This is a genomic window from Stenotrophomonas sp. 89682_Sma, assembly GCF_056481405.1.
In genome coordinates this window covers 3,901,256-3,916,862 of the sequence record NZ_CM151147.1, presented here as the reverse complement: position 1 = coordinate 3,916,862, position 15,607 = coordinate 3,901,256, and the positions used below count along the sequence as shown (strand labels likewise).

Below are 15,607 nucleotides of genomic sequence, written 5' to 3'. Positions count from 1 at the left end.
TGTTACGCGGCTTGACCTTGCAACCAGACCATCTTGGCGCGCAGTTCCTTGCCTACCTTCTCGATCGGGTGTTCCAGGTCGGCCTGCTTGAACTTGTTGTAGTTCGGCAGGCCCGCTTCGTACTCGGCCACCCAGTTCTTGGTGAAGGTGCCGTCCTGGATGTCCTTCAGTACTTCCTTCATGCGTGCCTTGGTGCCGGCATCGATCACGCGCGGGCCGCTGACGTAGTCGCCGTACTGCGCGGTCTCGGAGATGAATTCCAGCATGCGCGAGATGCCACCTTCATAGAACAGGTCCACGATCAGCTTCAGCTCGTGCAGCACTTCGTAGTAGGCGATTTCCGGTTGATAGCCGGCTTCGACCAGGGTCTCGAAGCCGGCCTGCACCAGCGCCGAGGCACCGCCGCACAGCACCGCCTGCTCGCCGAACAGATCGGTCTCGGTTTCTTCCTTGAAGGTGGTCTGGATCAGGTTGGCGCGGGCGCCGCCGAGGCCACCGGCATAGGCCAGGGCGTAGTCGGCGGCCTTGCCGCTCTTGTCCTGGTAGACCGCCCAGATGCAGGGCACGCCGCGGCCGATCTCATATTCACGACGGACCAGCGCGCCCGGGCCCTTCGGTGCGACCAGCACCACGTCGAGGTCGTCGCGCGGCTTGATCATGTCGAAGTGCACGTTCAGGCCGTGCGCGAACAGCAGCACCGCACCCTGCTTCATGTTCGGCGCCAGCACGTCGTCGTACAGCTTCTTCTGCACCATGTCCGGGGTCAGCACGGCGACCAGGTCGGCATCCTTCACTGCATCGGCCGGGGCCTTGACGGTGAAGCCATCGGCCTGCGCCTTGACCTCGGTCGGGCCGCCCGGCCGCAGGCCTACCACCACGTCGAAACCGGATTCGCGCAGGTTCAGTGCGTGGGCGCGGCCCTGGCTGCCGTAGCCGATGACGGCGATCTTGGTCTGGGGCAGGTCGTTGGTGCTCATGGGGGAGGTTCCTTGCGGTGGGAAGAAAAAAGAACGGCCGGTCGTCGAGGTGACGTGCCGGCCGGTCAGGGGAAAGCGGTGGGGGAGGCGCCATGCATCGCACGCGGACACTCGCCACGAGGCGTCGTGGTGGTGTGGGTCCGGGTTTTGATGTTGGCGGTGTGCATGGTGGTTGCGTCTGAAACCAGGTCCTGAAATGAAAAAACCCGCACCGGGGCGGGTGCGGGTTTTTGAAGAGTTCCGGTGTGTGTGTTGCTTACACGCTGGCTCGTCCCGCACCTGTTGGTTGGGTAATAAGTACGAGCACAAGAATCGAACGCAGCGAGGCGGCGCCGGTGTCGGCGGCTTCGATGTGGGTTCGCGGTGGCGTGTTGTGATGCAACATGTGATCGAGAGGAACACAGCCATTTCGGCGGTGTCAACCCTCGCGACGGATTTTCTATCGGTTTCCGCTGCATCCAGCGCAATCGCTTGCGGCACAAGGATGGTTGCTGCTGAAAGTGTTTCGGTGAACCCGAATTCACTCCTTTCGGGGCGGTTCTTGCGCGGAATCCGGTGGATTTTTCCGCCCAAGGATCAACGTCCATGACGTCTGTCCGATACCGCGTGAAGGCCGCAGCGGCGAAGATCGGGGAACCACCCGTCCATCGGAACCCGACCGTGTCCCGACGCCTTGCCCGTTCCCTGCTCGCCGCCGCCGTACTGGCTGCCGTACCCGCGCTGTCCTTCGCCGCCGACCGCATCACCGGCCACACCTTCGCCACCCGTTCGGAGGTGATCGCCCCGCATGCGATGGCCGCGACCTCGCAACCACTGGCCACCCAGATCGCGCTGGACGTGATGAAGGGCGGCGGTTCGGCAGTGGACGCGGCGATTGCCGCCAACGCCGCGCTCGGCCTGATGGAGCCGACCGGCAACGGCATCGGCGGCGACCTTTTCGCCATCGTGTGGGACCCGAAGACGCAGAAGCTCTACGGCTACAACGGCTCGGGCCGCTCGCCGAAGTCGCTCACCCTGGCCGAGTTCCAGCGCCGTGGCCTGAAGGACATCCCGGCCACCGGTCCACTGCCGGTGTCGGTGCCGGGCGCGGTCGATGGCTGGTTCGCGCTGCACGACCGCTTCGGTCGCAAGCCGATGGCCGACAACCTGGCGCCGGCCATCCGCTACGCCCGCGAAGGGCACCCGGTGGCCGAAGTGATTGCCTACTACTGGGACCGCTCGGTGCCGAAGCTCTCGCAGTACCCGGGCTTCAAGGAGCAGTTCACGATCAACGGCCATGCCCCGCGCAAGGGCGAGATGTGGAAGAACCCGAACCTGGCCAGCACCCTGCAGAAGATTGCAGACGGCGGCCGTGATGCCTTCTACAAGGGTGAGATCGCCCACACCATCGGCGACTACTTCAAGGCCAACGGCGGTTACCTGAGTTACCAGGACATGGCCGATCACCACGGCGAATGGGTCGAGCCGGTCAGCAGCAACTATCGCGGCTACGACGTATGGGAACTACCGCCGAACAGCCAGGGCATCGCTGCGCTGCAGATTCTCAACGTGCTGGAAGGCTACGACTTCTCGAAGATTCCGTTCGGCTCACCCGAGCATGTGCACCTGTTCGTCGAAGCGAAGAAGCTGGCCTTCGCCGACCGTGCACGCTTCTACGCTGACATGGCGTTCCAGCCGGCACCGGTGCAGAAACTGATCTCCAAGGAGTACGCGGCGCAGCGCCGCGCGCTGATCTCGATGGACAAGGCCTTGAAGGAAGTGCAGCCGGGCACGCCGAAGCAGCTGGAGGAGGGCGACACCATCTACATGACCGTGGCCGACGCCGACGGCATGATGGTCTCGCTGATCCAGTCCAACTACCGCGGCATGGGCAGCGGCATGGCACCTCCAGGACTGGGTTTCATCCTGCAGGACCGCGGCGAGATGTTCGTGCTGCAGAAGAATCATCCCAACGGCTACGCGCCGGGCAAGCGCCCGTTCCAGACCATCATCCCGGCGTTCATCACCAAGGGTGGCAAGCCGTACGCCAGCTTCGGCGTGATGGGCGGTGCGATGCAGCCGCAGGGTCACGCGCAGATCGTGATGAACCTGGTGGACTTCGGTATGAACCTGCAGGAGGCCGGTGACGCACCGCGCATCCAGCACGAGGGTTCCACCGAGCCGACCGGTCAGGCCACGGCGATGACCGACGGTGGCGAAGTGAATCTGGAAACCGGCTTCCCGTATGAGACGGTGCGTGCGTTGATGCGCAAGGGACATCGCATCGTGTTTGCCGATGGTCCGTATGGCGGATACCAGGCGATCATGCGCGATCCCGAGACTGGGGTTTACTACGGTGCTTCGGAGAGCCGCAAGGACGGGCAGGCGGCAGGGTATTGAGGTTTCCCGGCCACCGGGCTGAGCCCCCTCGCGGTTGATCGCCAGAGCAGTTTCATGCGCTGGGGCGTGCGGGTGGGAGTGTCGGGGGACGCCGTGAATACGTCCTTGTAGTCTTAGCCGCGCCATCCATGGCGCGGATACCCCCGCCACCCCCACCCGCACGCCCCCCGAAAACTTCCGTGCGCGTCAGCCACGGAAGAGAAAGAAGAAGATCAAAAGCAAAGGCAACAGCAACAGCCGAGCGCTGCGGTTGGATCCGTTTTCCAGAGGAAAACGGATCCAACCCCTTCGTGTTTTCCGATACACCTCATCCACGCATGGCGTGGAAAACCCACCGCCACCGGGAAATTGTCGGAGGCGGGGAGGGGGCCGATGGCGGGACCGTCCACGGCATGGATGCCGTGGCCGAGCCTACAGGGACGTACTTGCGGCGTGTCCCGCCATCGGCCTCCTTCCTGCCAGACCCTCAATGTCTCAGAGCCGCTTTTGAAGTTGTTGTTGCCGTTGCTTGAAAGAAGCGGTGCAGCCGCAGGCTGCAAAACCCCCTCAATCCTGATCGTGCGCGCGTGCCGCCTCCGCCTGGGTCTCCTCCTGCGCCGCCATCTCGCGTGCGATCCACGCATCGATCATGTGCCGCTGGCGCTGTGCCTGCCGCCGCTCGCGCGTGTACTCCTGGTCCAGCACCCGGTACAGCGACACCATCACCAGCACCATCAGCAACGCAAACGGTAGTGCGGCAATCGTGATCATGCCCTGCAGCGCGTCCAGGCCTCCGGCCAGCAGCAACGCTGCTGCAATCAACGCCACCGCAATGCCCCAGGCCAGCTTGCGCTTCAGCGGTGGGTCGCCGGCCTCGTCGGTGGACATGCTGGCCAGCACCAGCACCGCTGAATCGGCCGAAGTCACGAAGAAGATCATCAACAGCACCAGCGCGATGCACGACAGCAACAGCGGTAGCGGCATGCTGTCGAACAGTGTGAACAGCACCGTTTCGTAGCCATTGCCCAGCGCCTGCACCAGATCGGCGTGGCCGAAGATCTGTGCCCACAGCGCGGTGCCGCCGAACACCGCGAACCAGAAGAAGCCCAGCAGCGTCGGTGCGAGCACAACGCCGATCACGAACTCGCGCACGCTGCGGCCACGCGATATGCGCGCGATGAACGATCCCACGAACGGCGCCCACGAGATCCACCAGGCCCAGTAGAAAATCGTCCAGTCCGCCACCCAGGTGCTGCCGGAGAACGGTGACATGCGCAGGCTCATCGTCACCAGCTGGTTGAGGTAGGAGCCCAGCGTGGTGGTGAACGTATCAAAGATGAAACCGGTCGGCCCCAGCACCAGCAGAATGGCAGCCAGCAGAGCGGCCAACGCCAGGTTGAAGTTGGACAGCCATTTCACCCCGCGCTCCACGCCGCTGGCGGTGGAGGCCATGTACAGCACGAAAGCGACGGCGATGATGGTCATCTGCACCGCAACGGTGGCCTGCACGCCGAACACGCGCTCGATGCCGGCAGCGATCTGGATGGTACCGAAGCCGAGCGTGGTGGCGACACCAATCGCGGTGGCAACGACGGCGGCGATGTTGACCACCCGACCGATCCAGCCGCGGTGGTGACGGCCTATGATCGGTTGCAGCATGTCGCTGACCAGGCCACGTCCATTGCGGTTGAACTGGAACCAGGCCATTGCCAGGCCGATCAGCGCATAGATCGCCCACGGATGCAGGCCCCAGTGGAAGAACGCATAGCGCATCGATGCGCGCGCCGCATCCAGACTTTGTGGAGCCAGGCCCTCGGGCGGCTTGCTGAAATGCGAGATCGGTTCGGCAGCGCCCCAGAACACCAGGCCGATGCCCATGCCGGCAGCGAACAGCATCGACATCCAGCTGGCGCGGGAGAATTCGGGTTCGGCATCCTCGCCGCCGATGCGCAGGTTGCCGAAGCGGCCGAAGGCGAGGTACATCAGGAACACCAGCGCCAGGAACACCACCAGCAGGTACAGCCAGCCGACACTGCGGATGACTTCTGCCAGCATCGACTGGACCACTGCGTTGAAGGGGCCGGGGGCGATACCGGCAAGCAGCACCAGCAGCAGGACCAGTGCGATGGAAACGCGAAACACCATGAAGGAGCTTCTCCGATCAAGGGGATTGAGGGGAGCGAGCAAAGCTTGCGGCGAGGGGCCGGCGGCATGCAGCACGGACCGGGCAGGAGCCGCGAAGGCGGCGGGGATGCATCGGTCGCAGCGACGCGATGGGCGTGCACGTTACTGAATGCGACGTCATGGTTCTGTTAACGCCGGCCCTGCGATTGTTCAGTGGATCCACGCCTTGCCTGGGTGAGCGGTAAGGGAACTCAGTGCTTTCTATGCTCTAATGCGCAGCAAGAAGCGGGGGTACCGGGCCATGTGGCCACGGTTGAGACAGTCCCTTGGAACCTGATCCGGCTCATACCGGCGTAGGGAAGCTTTGCAATGCAACCGTGCCCGGACACCGCCCAAGGACCGTCCGTGCGGGGTGCAGTGCGCCGCCGCTTCGTCCCTGACCTTCCTGGACGATGCCCGATGAACGCACAGCTCTCCGCCCTGCAGCAACAGGCCCAGCAACTCTCCGCATCCGTGACCCGGCCCATTCCCGGCTCGCGCAAGATCCACGTGCCCGGTTCACGCCCGGATCTGCAGGTGCCGATGCGCGAGATCGCGCTGACCCGTACGCCGACGCTGTTCGGCGGCGAAGAGAATGCGCCGGTGACCGTTTACGACACGTCGGGCCCGTACACCGACCCGGAGGTGCGCATCGATCTGTCCGCCGGTTTGCCGGCACTGCGTCGCGGCTGGGTGGAAGAGCGCGGTGATACCGAGCAGCTTGAAGGACTGAGTTCTTCGTTCGGCCGCGATCGCGAGCATGACCCGAAGCTTGACGCGGTGCGTTTCCCCGCGCGCAGCCTGCCACGCCGTGCACGTGCCGGTGCCAACGTCACCCAGATGCATTACGCGCGCCGCGGCATCATCACGCCGGAAATGGAATTCGTCGCCATCCGCGAGAACCAGCGCCTGGACGCGATCCGCGATGCGGGCCTGCTGCAGCAGCACCCGGGCGAGGCCTTCGGTGCGTCGATCCAGAAAGTCATCACCCCGGAGTTCGTGCGCGACGAAATCGCCCGTGGCCGTGCGGTGCTGCCCAACAACGTCAACCACCCGGAAAGCGAGCCGATGATCATCGGCCGCAATTTCCTGACCAAGATCAACGCCAACATCGGCAACAGCGCGGTGTCTTCCGGCATCGCCGAGGAAGTGGAGAAGCTGGTGTGGGCGATCCGCTGGGGCGGTGACACGGTGATGGACCTGTCCACCGGCAAGCACATCCACGAGACGCGCGAATGGATCATCCGCAACTCGCCGGTGGCGATCGGTACCGTGCCGATCTACCAGGCCCTGGAGAAGGTTGACGGCCGCGCCGAGGCACTGACCTGGGAGATCTTCCGTGACACCCTGATCGAGCAGGCCGAGCAGGGCGTGGACTACTTCACCATCCACGCCGGCGTGCTGCTGCGCTACGTGCCGCTTACCGCCAAGCGTGTTACCGGCATCGTCAGCCGCGGCGGCTCGATCATGGCCAAGTGGTGCCTGGCGCACCACAAGGAGAACTTCCTCTACACGCATTTCGAAGACATCTGCGAAATCATGAAGGCCTACGACGTGACCTTCTCGCTCGGCGACGGGCTGCGCCCGGGTTGCATCGCTGATGCCAACGACGCGGCGCAGTTCGGCGAACTGGAAACGCTGGGTGAACTGACGAAGATCGCCTGGAAACACGATGTGCAGACCATGATCGAAGGCCCCGGCCACGTGCCGATGCAGCTGATCAAGGAAAACATGGACAAGCAGCTGCGCGAATGCGGCGAAGCGCCGTTCTACACGCTGGGCCCGCTGACGACCGACATCGCGCCGGGCTACGACCACATCACCAGTGCGATCGGCGCGGCGATGATCGGCTGGTTTGGCACGGCCATGCTCTGCTACGTGACGCCGAAGGAACACCTGGGCCTGCCCAACCGCCAGGACGTGCGCGACGGCATCATGGCTTACCGCATTGCCGCGCACGCGGCCGACCTGGCCAAGGGGCATCCGGGCGCACAGGTACGCGACAACGCGCTGAGCAAGGCGCGCTTCGAGTTCCGCTGGGAGGACCAGTTCCACCTGGGCCTGGATCCGGAAAAGGCCAAGGAATTCCACGACGAGACGCTGCCGAAGGACGCGCACAAGCTGGCCCACTTCTGCTCGATGTGCGGACCGCACTTCTGTTCGATGAAGATCACCCAGGACGTGCGCGACTACGCAGAGGCCGGCATGAAGGAGAAGTCGCAGGAGTTCCGTGCTGCCGGTGCCGAGGTCTACCACCAGGGATGATGCCGCACCGGTAGCGCCGGGCCATGCCCGGCGGGCGCAGCGGTCCAGGAAAAGCGCCGGGCGTGGCCCGGCGCGACCCGTTATGCTCCGGCCATTGCCCAGCGGAAAGGACGCCATGCCTGTTGCCTTGACCACCCGCTGGCTGGCCATCGCCCGCCGCCATCCTTCGGCCTGGCTCCTGGCCGCCCAGTTGATCGCGGTGCTGCTGTATCCCGCCCTCGATGACACCGCCGCTGGCCGCGCGGCGCTGGGCATGTTCGGCATGGCGGTGCTCGGCCTGGCGCTGTGGGTGGTCCAGCGCAGTCCGTTGGGAACCTGGTTGGCATTGCTGCTGGCCATTCCCTCGGTGGTGTTCTCGCTGGCAGGCGCCCTGCTGGACCGCAGTGCGCTGTTGACCACGGCGCAGCTGCTGGAAAGCCTGTTGTACTTCTATACGGCAGGGGCGTTGATCGCCTACATGCTGCAGGACCATCGAGTGACCCGCGACGAGCTGTTCGCGGCCGGTGCAACCTTCACCCTGCTGGCCTGGGGGTTCGCCTTTGCGTTCGCGGTGTGCCAGCAGTGGTATCCAGGCAGTTTCCAGGGCGCGACGGCTGGCCCCGAACGCAGCTGGATGGAGCTGCTTTATCTGAGCTTCAGCTTGTTGTCCGGAGTTGGATTGAGTGACGTCGTGCCGTTGCACCCGCAGGCACGGGCCTTGGTGATGCTCGAACAGTTCGCAGGCGTCATGTATATCGGCCTTGTGGTGTCGCGTCTGGTCGGATTGACCATGCTTCGGCGCATGTGAAAATGAACGCCAGATAAAAATTTCGCGCCCATAAGGGCGCGAATGGTGATGCAGATTATGTGAATGCGTCGGCGAGAGAGAGCCTGAGTGTCGACCCCGTCATAGGCGGGGTAACCGGCTTAGGCTAATATCCGGGGGCGTTATTGTTTTTGCGGTATGCGCCGATGCTTTGTGCGGAATCTGGCTTTTCGATGACCCTGTCCAGGGACGGTGGGGACGGTATTGCTGGTGAGCCCTGCCCAGGTCCCGTCCCTACTGTATAGCGGAAAATGAACAGCAGCGAACTCACGCCCATTGAGGCCGACCGCGTGCGGGTCGGCGACTGCGTCATTACCTTGTCCTCGCGTGAGGTCGAGGTTGAAGGCGCGCGCCGTCCGCGGCGGCTGACGCCGAAAGCGCTGGGCGTGCTGCGCGTGTTGATGCGTCAGCCTGGGCGCGTGGTCACCCGTGAAGAGCTGTTTGCCGAGGTCTGGCCCGATACGTTGCCGACCAATGACGTGCTGACCCAGGCCGTCACCCAGCTGCGCAAGGCGTTCGCCAACGACGACGACAACGGCCAGGCCTATATCGAGACCATCGCCAAGAGCGGTTATCGGCTGCTGGTACCAGTGCAGGCGCTGGAGGATCTTGAGCCGGTGCTGGACGCCGATGTGGTCGCAGAGGTCATGCCGGCGGTGGCCGGCGGCAGCGGGCATCCGCTCGCAGCCGTGCCGGCAGCGCCTTCACGCCGGCGTGGCTGGCGCCAGCTGCGCCGCCAGCTGTTGTGGGTGCTGGGCGTGATGATGCTGGCCGCGCTGCTGGTCATGGCCACATTGTTGCTGCGGCGCGGGCCGGAGCCGAGTTCACCGGTGGATGCAGCGGTCGAGAACGGCGTGCGGGTGATCGGCAGCCCGCAGCGTCCCTATCGCCTGATCACCGCTACCAGTGGTTTTGAAACCTATCCCACACTTTCGCCGGACGGCTCCCAGGTTGCCTACGAAGGCGCCAACGAGGATGGCGCCGGAGGTGGTGTGATCAAGGTGCAGACCTCGGGCAATGCGCCGGCCCGGCAGCTGGCACTACCGCCAAAGGGGGCCAGTGACCGTTTCCCGAGCTGGTCACCGGACGGGCGCGAGATCGCTTTTGCCCGCTTTGGAGCCGACGGCGGTTGCCAGGTGCTGATCGCCAGTGCCACTGGCGGCGGCGTGCGCCAGGCGACCCGTTGCGATGGAACCGAGCTGCTCAGCTTCGACTGGACACCGGATGGCCGCGGCCTGGTCTTTGGCAGCATGGTGGGCCGCTATGCCCATCGCGGTATCCGTGTGCTCGACCTGGCCAGCGGCCAGTGGCGGGCGTTGGACTACCCGGTCGATCAGGATGATTTTGACTACGCGCCACGCTACTCGCCCGACGGCAAGTGGCTGGTGTTCGTGCGCAATCCACAGATGGGCGACCTGTGGCGGATGCCGGCCGGAGGCGGTGAGCTGGAGCAGTTGACCAACGAATCCGCCGAACAGCGTGGCTGGGCTTGGCTGGGCGATGGGCGCAGCATCGTGTTCGGCCGGCGCGTGGACAGCGAGGTGCGGTTGTACTACCTGGACGTGGAGCGCCGCACCTTGCGTGATGCCGGCCTCGACGACGCACAGTGGCCTGCGGTGTCGCGCCACGGCGACGTGCTGGCCTTCGTTCACCGCCGTGCCCAGTTCGGCGTGTTCAAAGTGCCGATGGCCGGCGGCAGCGCCGAGCGGCTGTTCGCGTCCAGCGGGCGTGACGGGCAGCCGATGGCGGCGCCCGACGGTCGCCAGCTGGTCTTCACCTCCGATCGTTCCGGCAGTTTCGCGCTGTGGTGGGCGGACATGCAGCGGCCCGATTCACTGCGGCCGATCGAGGGCCTGCGCCCGGAGGGGCGGCAGGCGCCGGACTGGTCGGCCGACAGCCGCCAGCTGCTGGTGGTCGGGCGTGACGAGCATGGGCGTACCGTGGTCTACGAGATCGCCCCGCGCGACGAGCATCTGCAACCGCTGCCGGTTCCGGTCGATCAGCCGCTACAGGCCTTGTACGGGGCCACCCCGGAACAGCTGCTGGTAGTCGAGCGCGATGCAGAGCAGCGCACCCGGTTGAGCCTGTTTGATCGCAGCGTGACCCCCTGGCGCCGCCTGGCCAGTATCGACGGCGTCTCCCAGGCGCGTTTCGATCGGGGCGATGGCCGCGTGCTGTTCACCCGCCTGGCGTCCGGCGGCCTGTGGTCGGTGGATGCAGCACTGTCCCCGGCCAGCGTGCAGCAGGTCAGTGAAGACCGGCCCAGCCGATGGCGCTATCGCACCTGGACGGTGGCAGGCACCGGTGGCATCGGCTATCTCGGCAACTCGACCGAGTGCGGTACGACCTTGATCCATATCCAGGCCGGCACCGAAGCCCCCGAGCGCTGCCTGGACCGGCAGCGGCTCAGTGCGGGCAACGGCATCAGTGCCAGCGCCGATGGCCGGGATCTGTATGTCGCCCTGGCGGTCAGCGATGGTGCCGATATCGGCGTCATGCAGCTGCCCCGGTCGACGCCGGCACTGTTCCCGGCCTTTCTCAAGTCGTTGATCCTGAAGAAAAATATCTCTTCGTGATTTTTTCGTGGAGTTCTCGCCGCGAATTCGTGGCGATCTCGGCGGATTTTCCTGACGGGCTGACGCCTGATTAGGCAAAACGGAAGCCTGTATCAGGCAAACCCGTGGTGCCCCATGCGTCAACTCTCGCTGGCCGATCGTGGCCAAACCGTCTCCCTCGACAAGGCGCTCGACGATCTCGCGCCGACCTGCATGGGCGTGGCCCGGCTCGGCAGCCTGCAAACGGCAGGGTCAAGCTTCACGGTCTGGCTGCAGGTGCGGGGCAGTTCCTGGGTGGAAGCCAAGGAAGGGCGTTTCCGCCTGCGCCATGGCGAGTGGATTGCCTTCGAGAAGGAGTCGCGCCCGTTGGTGCAGGCCGGCCGTAACGGACTGTGCGTGGGCCTCAGCCTGAATGCGGAGGCGATGCGGGTGCTGTCCGAGATGGCCGACTGTGGCCTGTATGCCGGTCGTGGTCGCATGGGCCGCGGCGACGCCCGCGTTGCCCTGCGCCTGTGGCGCGATGCGCTCGACAGCGGCCTGCCAGCGCAGGCGCTGCGCCCGCTGTTGTTGCATCTGGCCGGCCTGCAGCGTGACCTTGCCGACAACGTACAGCGCTGCCCCGGTCGCTCACGCAGCCGCAAGCGCCAGGTGTTCGGCCGCATGCAGCGCGCCCGTCTCTATCTGGAGGGCAACAGCCACCGCGTGGTGCGGATCGGCGAGCTGGCCGAGCTGACCAACTTCTCCAGCTGGTACCTCTCCAAGACCTTCCAGAGCCTGTATGAAGAGAGCCCCCAGTCGCTTTCGGCACGGTTGCGCCTGGAGCGGGCCGCCGATCTGCTGCGCGACACCGACATGATGGTGGGCGAGGTCGCCGCAGCCAGCGGATTCGACAACTGCTGCAGCTTCGCGCGGGCCTTCCGCGCCCGTTATGGACAGTCTGCTTCCCGGTTCAGGGAAAACGGCGGCTTGCTCCCGCCACACTCTGCAAAGTCTCCGGTTGGGTCGCGCAAATACAGCATCGCAACGCAATCGTAACGTGCTGGAGCGTTTTAACACGCTACTAACACGTACCTTGGAGAGATTGATGAACGTTCGCACCCCTGCCGTGCGGCTGGGCCTGCTGCCCGCCGGCATTGCGCTGGCGCTGGCACCGGCATTTGCTTCCGCACAGGAAGCCAGTGCCCCGACCACCCTTGATCGCCTGGAAGTCACCGGCTCCCGCATCCGCTCGGTGGATGTGGAAACCTCCCAGCCGGTCCTCACCGTAAGCCATGAGGACATCCAGCGTTCGGGCCTGGTCAGCGTCGGCGACCTGCTGCAGAACCTGTCCGTGGCAGGCACCCAGACCTTCAGCAAGGCGGCCGTGCTGGCGTCCAACCCGGAACAGGGCGGCCAGTACGTCAGCCTGTACAACCTGGGTGAGCAGCGCACGCTGGTGCTGGTCAACGGCAAGCGCTGGAGCACCAGCCTGGCCGGCTTCACCGACATGTCGACCATCCCGACCTCGCTGATCGAGCGCATTGAAGTCCTGAAGGACGGCGCCTCGGCGATCTACGGTTCCGACGCCATCTCCGGCGTGGTCAACATCATCCTGCGCAAGAACTTCGACGGCGCCGAGGCCAGTGCCTATTACGGCCAGAACAGCCACGGCGACGGTGCCAAGACCCAGTACAGCCTGACCCTGGGTGCCAGCGGCGAGCGTTCCTCGATCGTCTTCGGCGCCAACTACACCAAGGAAGATCCGGTGTGGGCCAAGGACCGTGGCCTGACCCGCTACACCTATGGCCAGGGCCATCCGAAGGATGGCCTGAGCCCGGCCGGCCCGTGGGGCCGCTTCACCGATCCGCGCGCTGCCGGTACCCCGGGTGCGGGCGAGTACAACGAAGATGGTGACTGGGAACCCACCACCTGGGTGGTCAACCACACCGGTTCGTGGAACACCCCGGTGGGCGTGGGTCAGCCGTCCAACAGCATGGACAACTACCACCCCATCAACACCGACGACTACTACAACGCCTCGCAGCAGATGATGCTGAACCAGGGCGGTGAGTCGAAGTCGATGTTCACCTCGGCCAGCTACGACATCAACGACAACCTGCGTCTGAAGTCGACGGCGATGTACTCCGAGCGCGATTCCAAGCGCCAGATCGCCGGCTACCCGCTGACCGGCGCCTCGCAGCCGACCTTCCCGGTCGCGATCAGCAAGGACAGCATCTACAACCCGATGGGCAACTGGGCCAACCCGGGTGCCGGCGTTGATCTCACCAGCTGGGGCCGCCGCATCTTCGAGCTGCCGCGCGTTACCCAGAACAATGTGAAGTCGCTGCACTTCGATGCGGCCCTGGAAGGCAACTTCGACTTCAACAACCGTCCGTTCGACTGGGATGTGGGCATCAACTACAACCAGTACGACGTGACCCAGACCAGCACCGGCAACATCAACCTGCTGGCACTGAAGAATGCGCTGGGCCCGTCGTTCATCAACAGCAGCGGTGTTGCCCAGTGCGGTACGGCTGCCAACCCGATCGACCTGGGCATCGGCCCGGGCCGCTGCACCCCGTTCGACCTGCTGGGCGGCGCCAGCGCCGCGACCCCGGATGCATTGAAGTACATCAACACCCTGCTGAACTCGACCGGCCAGAGCAAGAGCAAGCAGTACTTCGCCAACATCACCGGTTCGCTGTTCGACATGCCGGGCAACGCGGGCGAGTTCGCTTTCGCTGCTGGCTATGAGCACCGCGAAGTGTCGGGCTACGACCATCCGGACGCACTGTCGGCCGCCGGTTACACCACCGACCTGGCCGCACAGCCGACCGAAGGCAAGTACAAGACCAACGAGTTCTACCTGGAACTGATGGTGCCGCTGCTGCGTGACCTGCCGGGTGCCAAGGAGCTGTCGCTGGATGTCGCCAGCCGCTACTCGGACTACGACAAGTTCGGCAACACGATCAACAGCAAGTTCAGCGTGACCTGGAAGCCGATCGACGACCTGCTGGTGCGTGCGACCTACGGCGAGGGCTTCCGTGCCCCGACCCTGAGCGATACCTTCGGTGGCGGCTCGCAGACCTTCGACAACTTCACCGATCCGTGTGATGCCGTGTTCGGCCAGCGCAGCAACGGCGCTGTCGCCGCCCGCTGTGCTGCCGAAGGCCTGTCCCCGGGCTTCCGCCAGACCGACGCCGCTGGCCGTCCGGTTGCTGCGCGTGACACCCAGGGCAATGCCCCGTTCCAGTCGGGCGTCGGCAACGACAGCCTGCAGCCGGAAACCAGCAAGACCCGCACCGCAGGCCTGGTCTGGAGCCCGAGCTTCGTCAGCGGCCTGAACGTCTCGCTGGACTGGTACAAGATCACCGTGGACAACGTGATCACTGCGGTCAACGCGAACTACGTGCTGAACCAGTGCTACCAGAATGGCGTCGACCAGTTCTGCGGCCAGTACGGTCGTGACGCGGTCACCGGCCAGGTCAACAGCCTGAGCCGCGGCAACGCGAACCTGGGCTCGCTGGAAACCGAAGGCTACAACTTCGGCGTTCGTTACCGCCTGCCGGAATACAGCTTCGGTACCCTGTCGTTCAACCTGGACACCAACTACCTGTCCAGCTTCCGCCAGCAGGCCACCAAGGGTTCTGCATGGGATGACTACGCAGGCTACTGGAACTATCCGCGCGTTCGCGGCACCCTGGCCACCAGCTGGACCAAGGGTGACCTGTCGGCCACCTGGACCATGCGCTACTACGGCGGCTTCCGTGACTTCTGCTATGACCAGAAGGCAGGCCTGGAGTGCAACGACCCGGGCTACGTGACCGAGAACGGCGGTTGGACCGGCGGCACGGGTGCCAACAAGAAGGGCGCGATCGTCTATCACGACATCTCGGCCACCTGGCAGGCTCCGTGGAACGGCAGCGTGACCGTCGGTGCCCGCAACGTGTTCGGCAAGACCCCGCCGATCACCTACGCGGTGACCAACGCCAGTGCCGTGCAGCTGGACCCGATGCTGGATTACGACCGCTTCCTGTTCATCCAGTACAACCAGCGCTTCTGATCCATCGAAGCCTGAAGGCAAGACGAGGAGGGCGGGCCGCAAGGCCCGCCCTCTTTGCGTTTGGCAGAGCCGGGTCGGGAAACTCTGAATCGGGCGGTTCAGCGACAGGGGCCACGCTTGTCGCAATTGGACCGCTGGTACGGTCGCGGAGGTCCATTCCGGACCAAGGAGAGCGCGAAATGAAAAACGCGATGCCACGGATGTTCGCTGCTGCAGTTCTTGCCGTCCTGAGCCTGGCCGGTAGAGTGTCGGCCGGCCCGCTGGTGTGTGCCAATGGACGCTATTGCGCCGAAGTACGCAGCGACTGCATCAAGGCCGGCGAAGATGCGGCGTATTGCCAGCTTCTCTTCGAACGCTGCGTGTACGACCACTGCGCGCAGCCCTGATGCAACGAAGGCGCGTCCTTGCGGGCGCGCCTTCATCGCATGCATTGCCGGTGTGC

The 15,607-nt window shown here is 64.8% G+C and carries 9 protein-coding genes and 1 riboswitch; of the genes, 7 read left to right on the top strand and 2 right to left on the bottom strand.

Features of this window, described 5'->3' with window-relative positions; translation table 11 throughout:
- Positions 1–2: 2 nt before the first annotated feature.
- Entirely contained in the window at positions 3–977 is a 975-nt protein-coding gene (ilvC, locus tag ACZK29_RS18095) for a ketol-acid reductoisomerase (RefSeq protein ID WP_049435305.1), read from the bottom strand.
- 660 nt (positions 978–1,637) lie between these two features.
- Here ilvC and ggt point away from each other — a divergent pair.
- The gene (gene ggt / locus ACZK29_RS18090; RefSeq protein WP_033835650.1) at positions 1,638–3,356 is read left to right on the top strand and encodes a gamma-glutamyltransferase; all 1,719 of its coding nucleotides are present in this window, start codon (positions 1,638–1,640) and stop codon (positions 3,354–3,356) included.
- Positions 3,357–3,902: 546 nt separating this feature from the next.
- On the opposite strand, the gene ACZK29_RS18085 is transcribed toward ggt, so the two are convergent.
- Complete coding sequence (locus ACZK29_RS18085; protein WP_111202772.1) at positions 3,903–5,480, bottom strand: BCCT family transporter; 1,578 nt, start codon at positions 5,478–5,480, stop codon at positions 3,903–3,905.
- Positions 5,481–5,736: 256 nt separating this feature from the next.
- Positions 5,737–5,837: riboswitch (TPP riboswitch) on the top strand.
- A gap of 81 nt (positions 5,838–5,918) precedes the next feature.
- Here ACZK29_RS18085 and thiC point away from each other — a divergent pair.
- The 6 genes from thiC (at position 5,919) to ACZK29_RS18055 (ending at position 15,551) form a co-directional block, all read left to right on the top strand.
- Complete coding sequence (gene thiC, locus ACZK29_RS18080; RefSeq protein WP_478446327.1) at positions 5,919–7,763, top strand: phosphomethylpyrimidine synthase ThiC; 1,845 nt, start codon at positions 5,919–5,921, stop codon at positions 7,761–7,763.
- Positions 7,764–7,878: 115 nt separating this feature from the next.
- Entirely contained in the window at positions 7,879–8,550 is a 672-nt protein-coding gene (locus tag ACZK29_RS18075; RefSeq protein WP_111202770.1) for an ion channel, read from the top strand.
- A 269-nt stretch (positions 8,551–8,819) separates the two neighbouring features.
- A complete protein-coding gene (locus tag ACZK29_RS18070) occupies positions 8,820–11,144 on the top strand; it encodes a winged helix-turn-helix domain-containing protein (protein ID WP_478446326.1) in 2,325 nt (774 codons plus the stop codon).
- A 114-nt stretch (positions 11,145–11,258) separates the two neighbouring features.
- Entirely contained in the window at positions 11,259–12,158 is a 900-nt protein-coding gene (locus ACZK29_RS18065; RefSeq protein ID WP_111202768.1) for a helix-turn-helix transcriptional regulator, read from the top strand.
- A gap of 49 nt (positions 12,159–12,207) precedes the next feature.
- Positions 12,208–15,165 (top strand): TonB-dependent receptor plug domain-containing protein, encoded by a 2,958-nt coding sequence (locus tag ACZK29_RS18060; protein ID WP_111202767.1) that lies wholly within the window; start codon positions 12,208–12,210, stop codon positions 15,163–15,165.
- Positions 15,166–15,344: 179 nt separating this feature from the next.
- Entirely contained in the window at positions 15,345–15,551 is a 207-nt protein-coding gene (locus ACZK29_RS18055; protein ID WP_111202766.1) for a hypothetical protein, read from the top strand.
- The last annotated feature ends 56 nt before the right edge of the window (positions 15,552–15,607 follow it).

Excerpts from the sequence above, each read along its gene's own strand:
- ACZK29_RS18060 (WP_111202767.1), top strand. The coding sequence starts at position 12,208 with ATGAACGTTCGCACCCCTGCCGTGCGGCTGGGCCTGCTGCCCGCCGGC.
- ACZK29_RS18065 (WP_111202768.1), top strand. The coding sequence starts at position 11,259 with ATGCGTCAACTCTCGCTGGCCGATCGTGGCCAAACCGTCTCCCTCGAC.
- ACZK29_RS18055 (WP_111202766.1), top strand. The coding sequence starts at position 15,345 with ATGAAAAACGCGATGCCACGGATGTTCGCTGCTGCAGTTCTTGCCGTC.
- thiC (WP_478446327.1), top strand. The coding sequence starts at position 5,919 with ATGAACGCACAGCTCTCCGCCCTGCAGCAACAGGCCCAGCAACTCTCC.
- ilvC (WP_049435305.1), bottom strand. The coding sequence starts at position 977 with ATGAGCACCAACGACCTGCCCCAGACCAAGATCGCCGTCATCGGCTAC.
- ACZK29_RS18085 (WP_111202772.1), bottom strand. The coding sequence starts at position 5,480 with ATGGTGTTTCGCGTTTCCATCGCACTGGTCCTGCTGCTGGTGCTGCTT.
- ACZK29_RS18075 (WP_111202770.1), top strand. The coding sequence starts at position 7,879 with ATGCCTGTTGCCTTGACCACCCGCTGGCTGGCCATCGCCCGCCGCCAT.
- ACZK29_RS18070 (WP_478446326.1), top strand. The coding sequence starts at position 8,820 with ATGAACAGCAGCGAACTCACGCCCATTGAGGCCGACCGCGTGCGGGTC.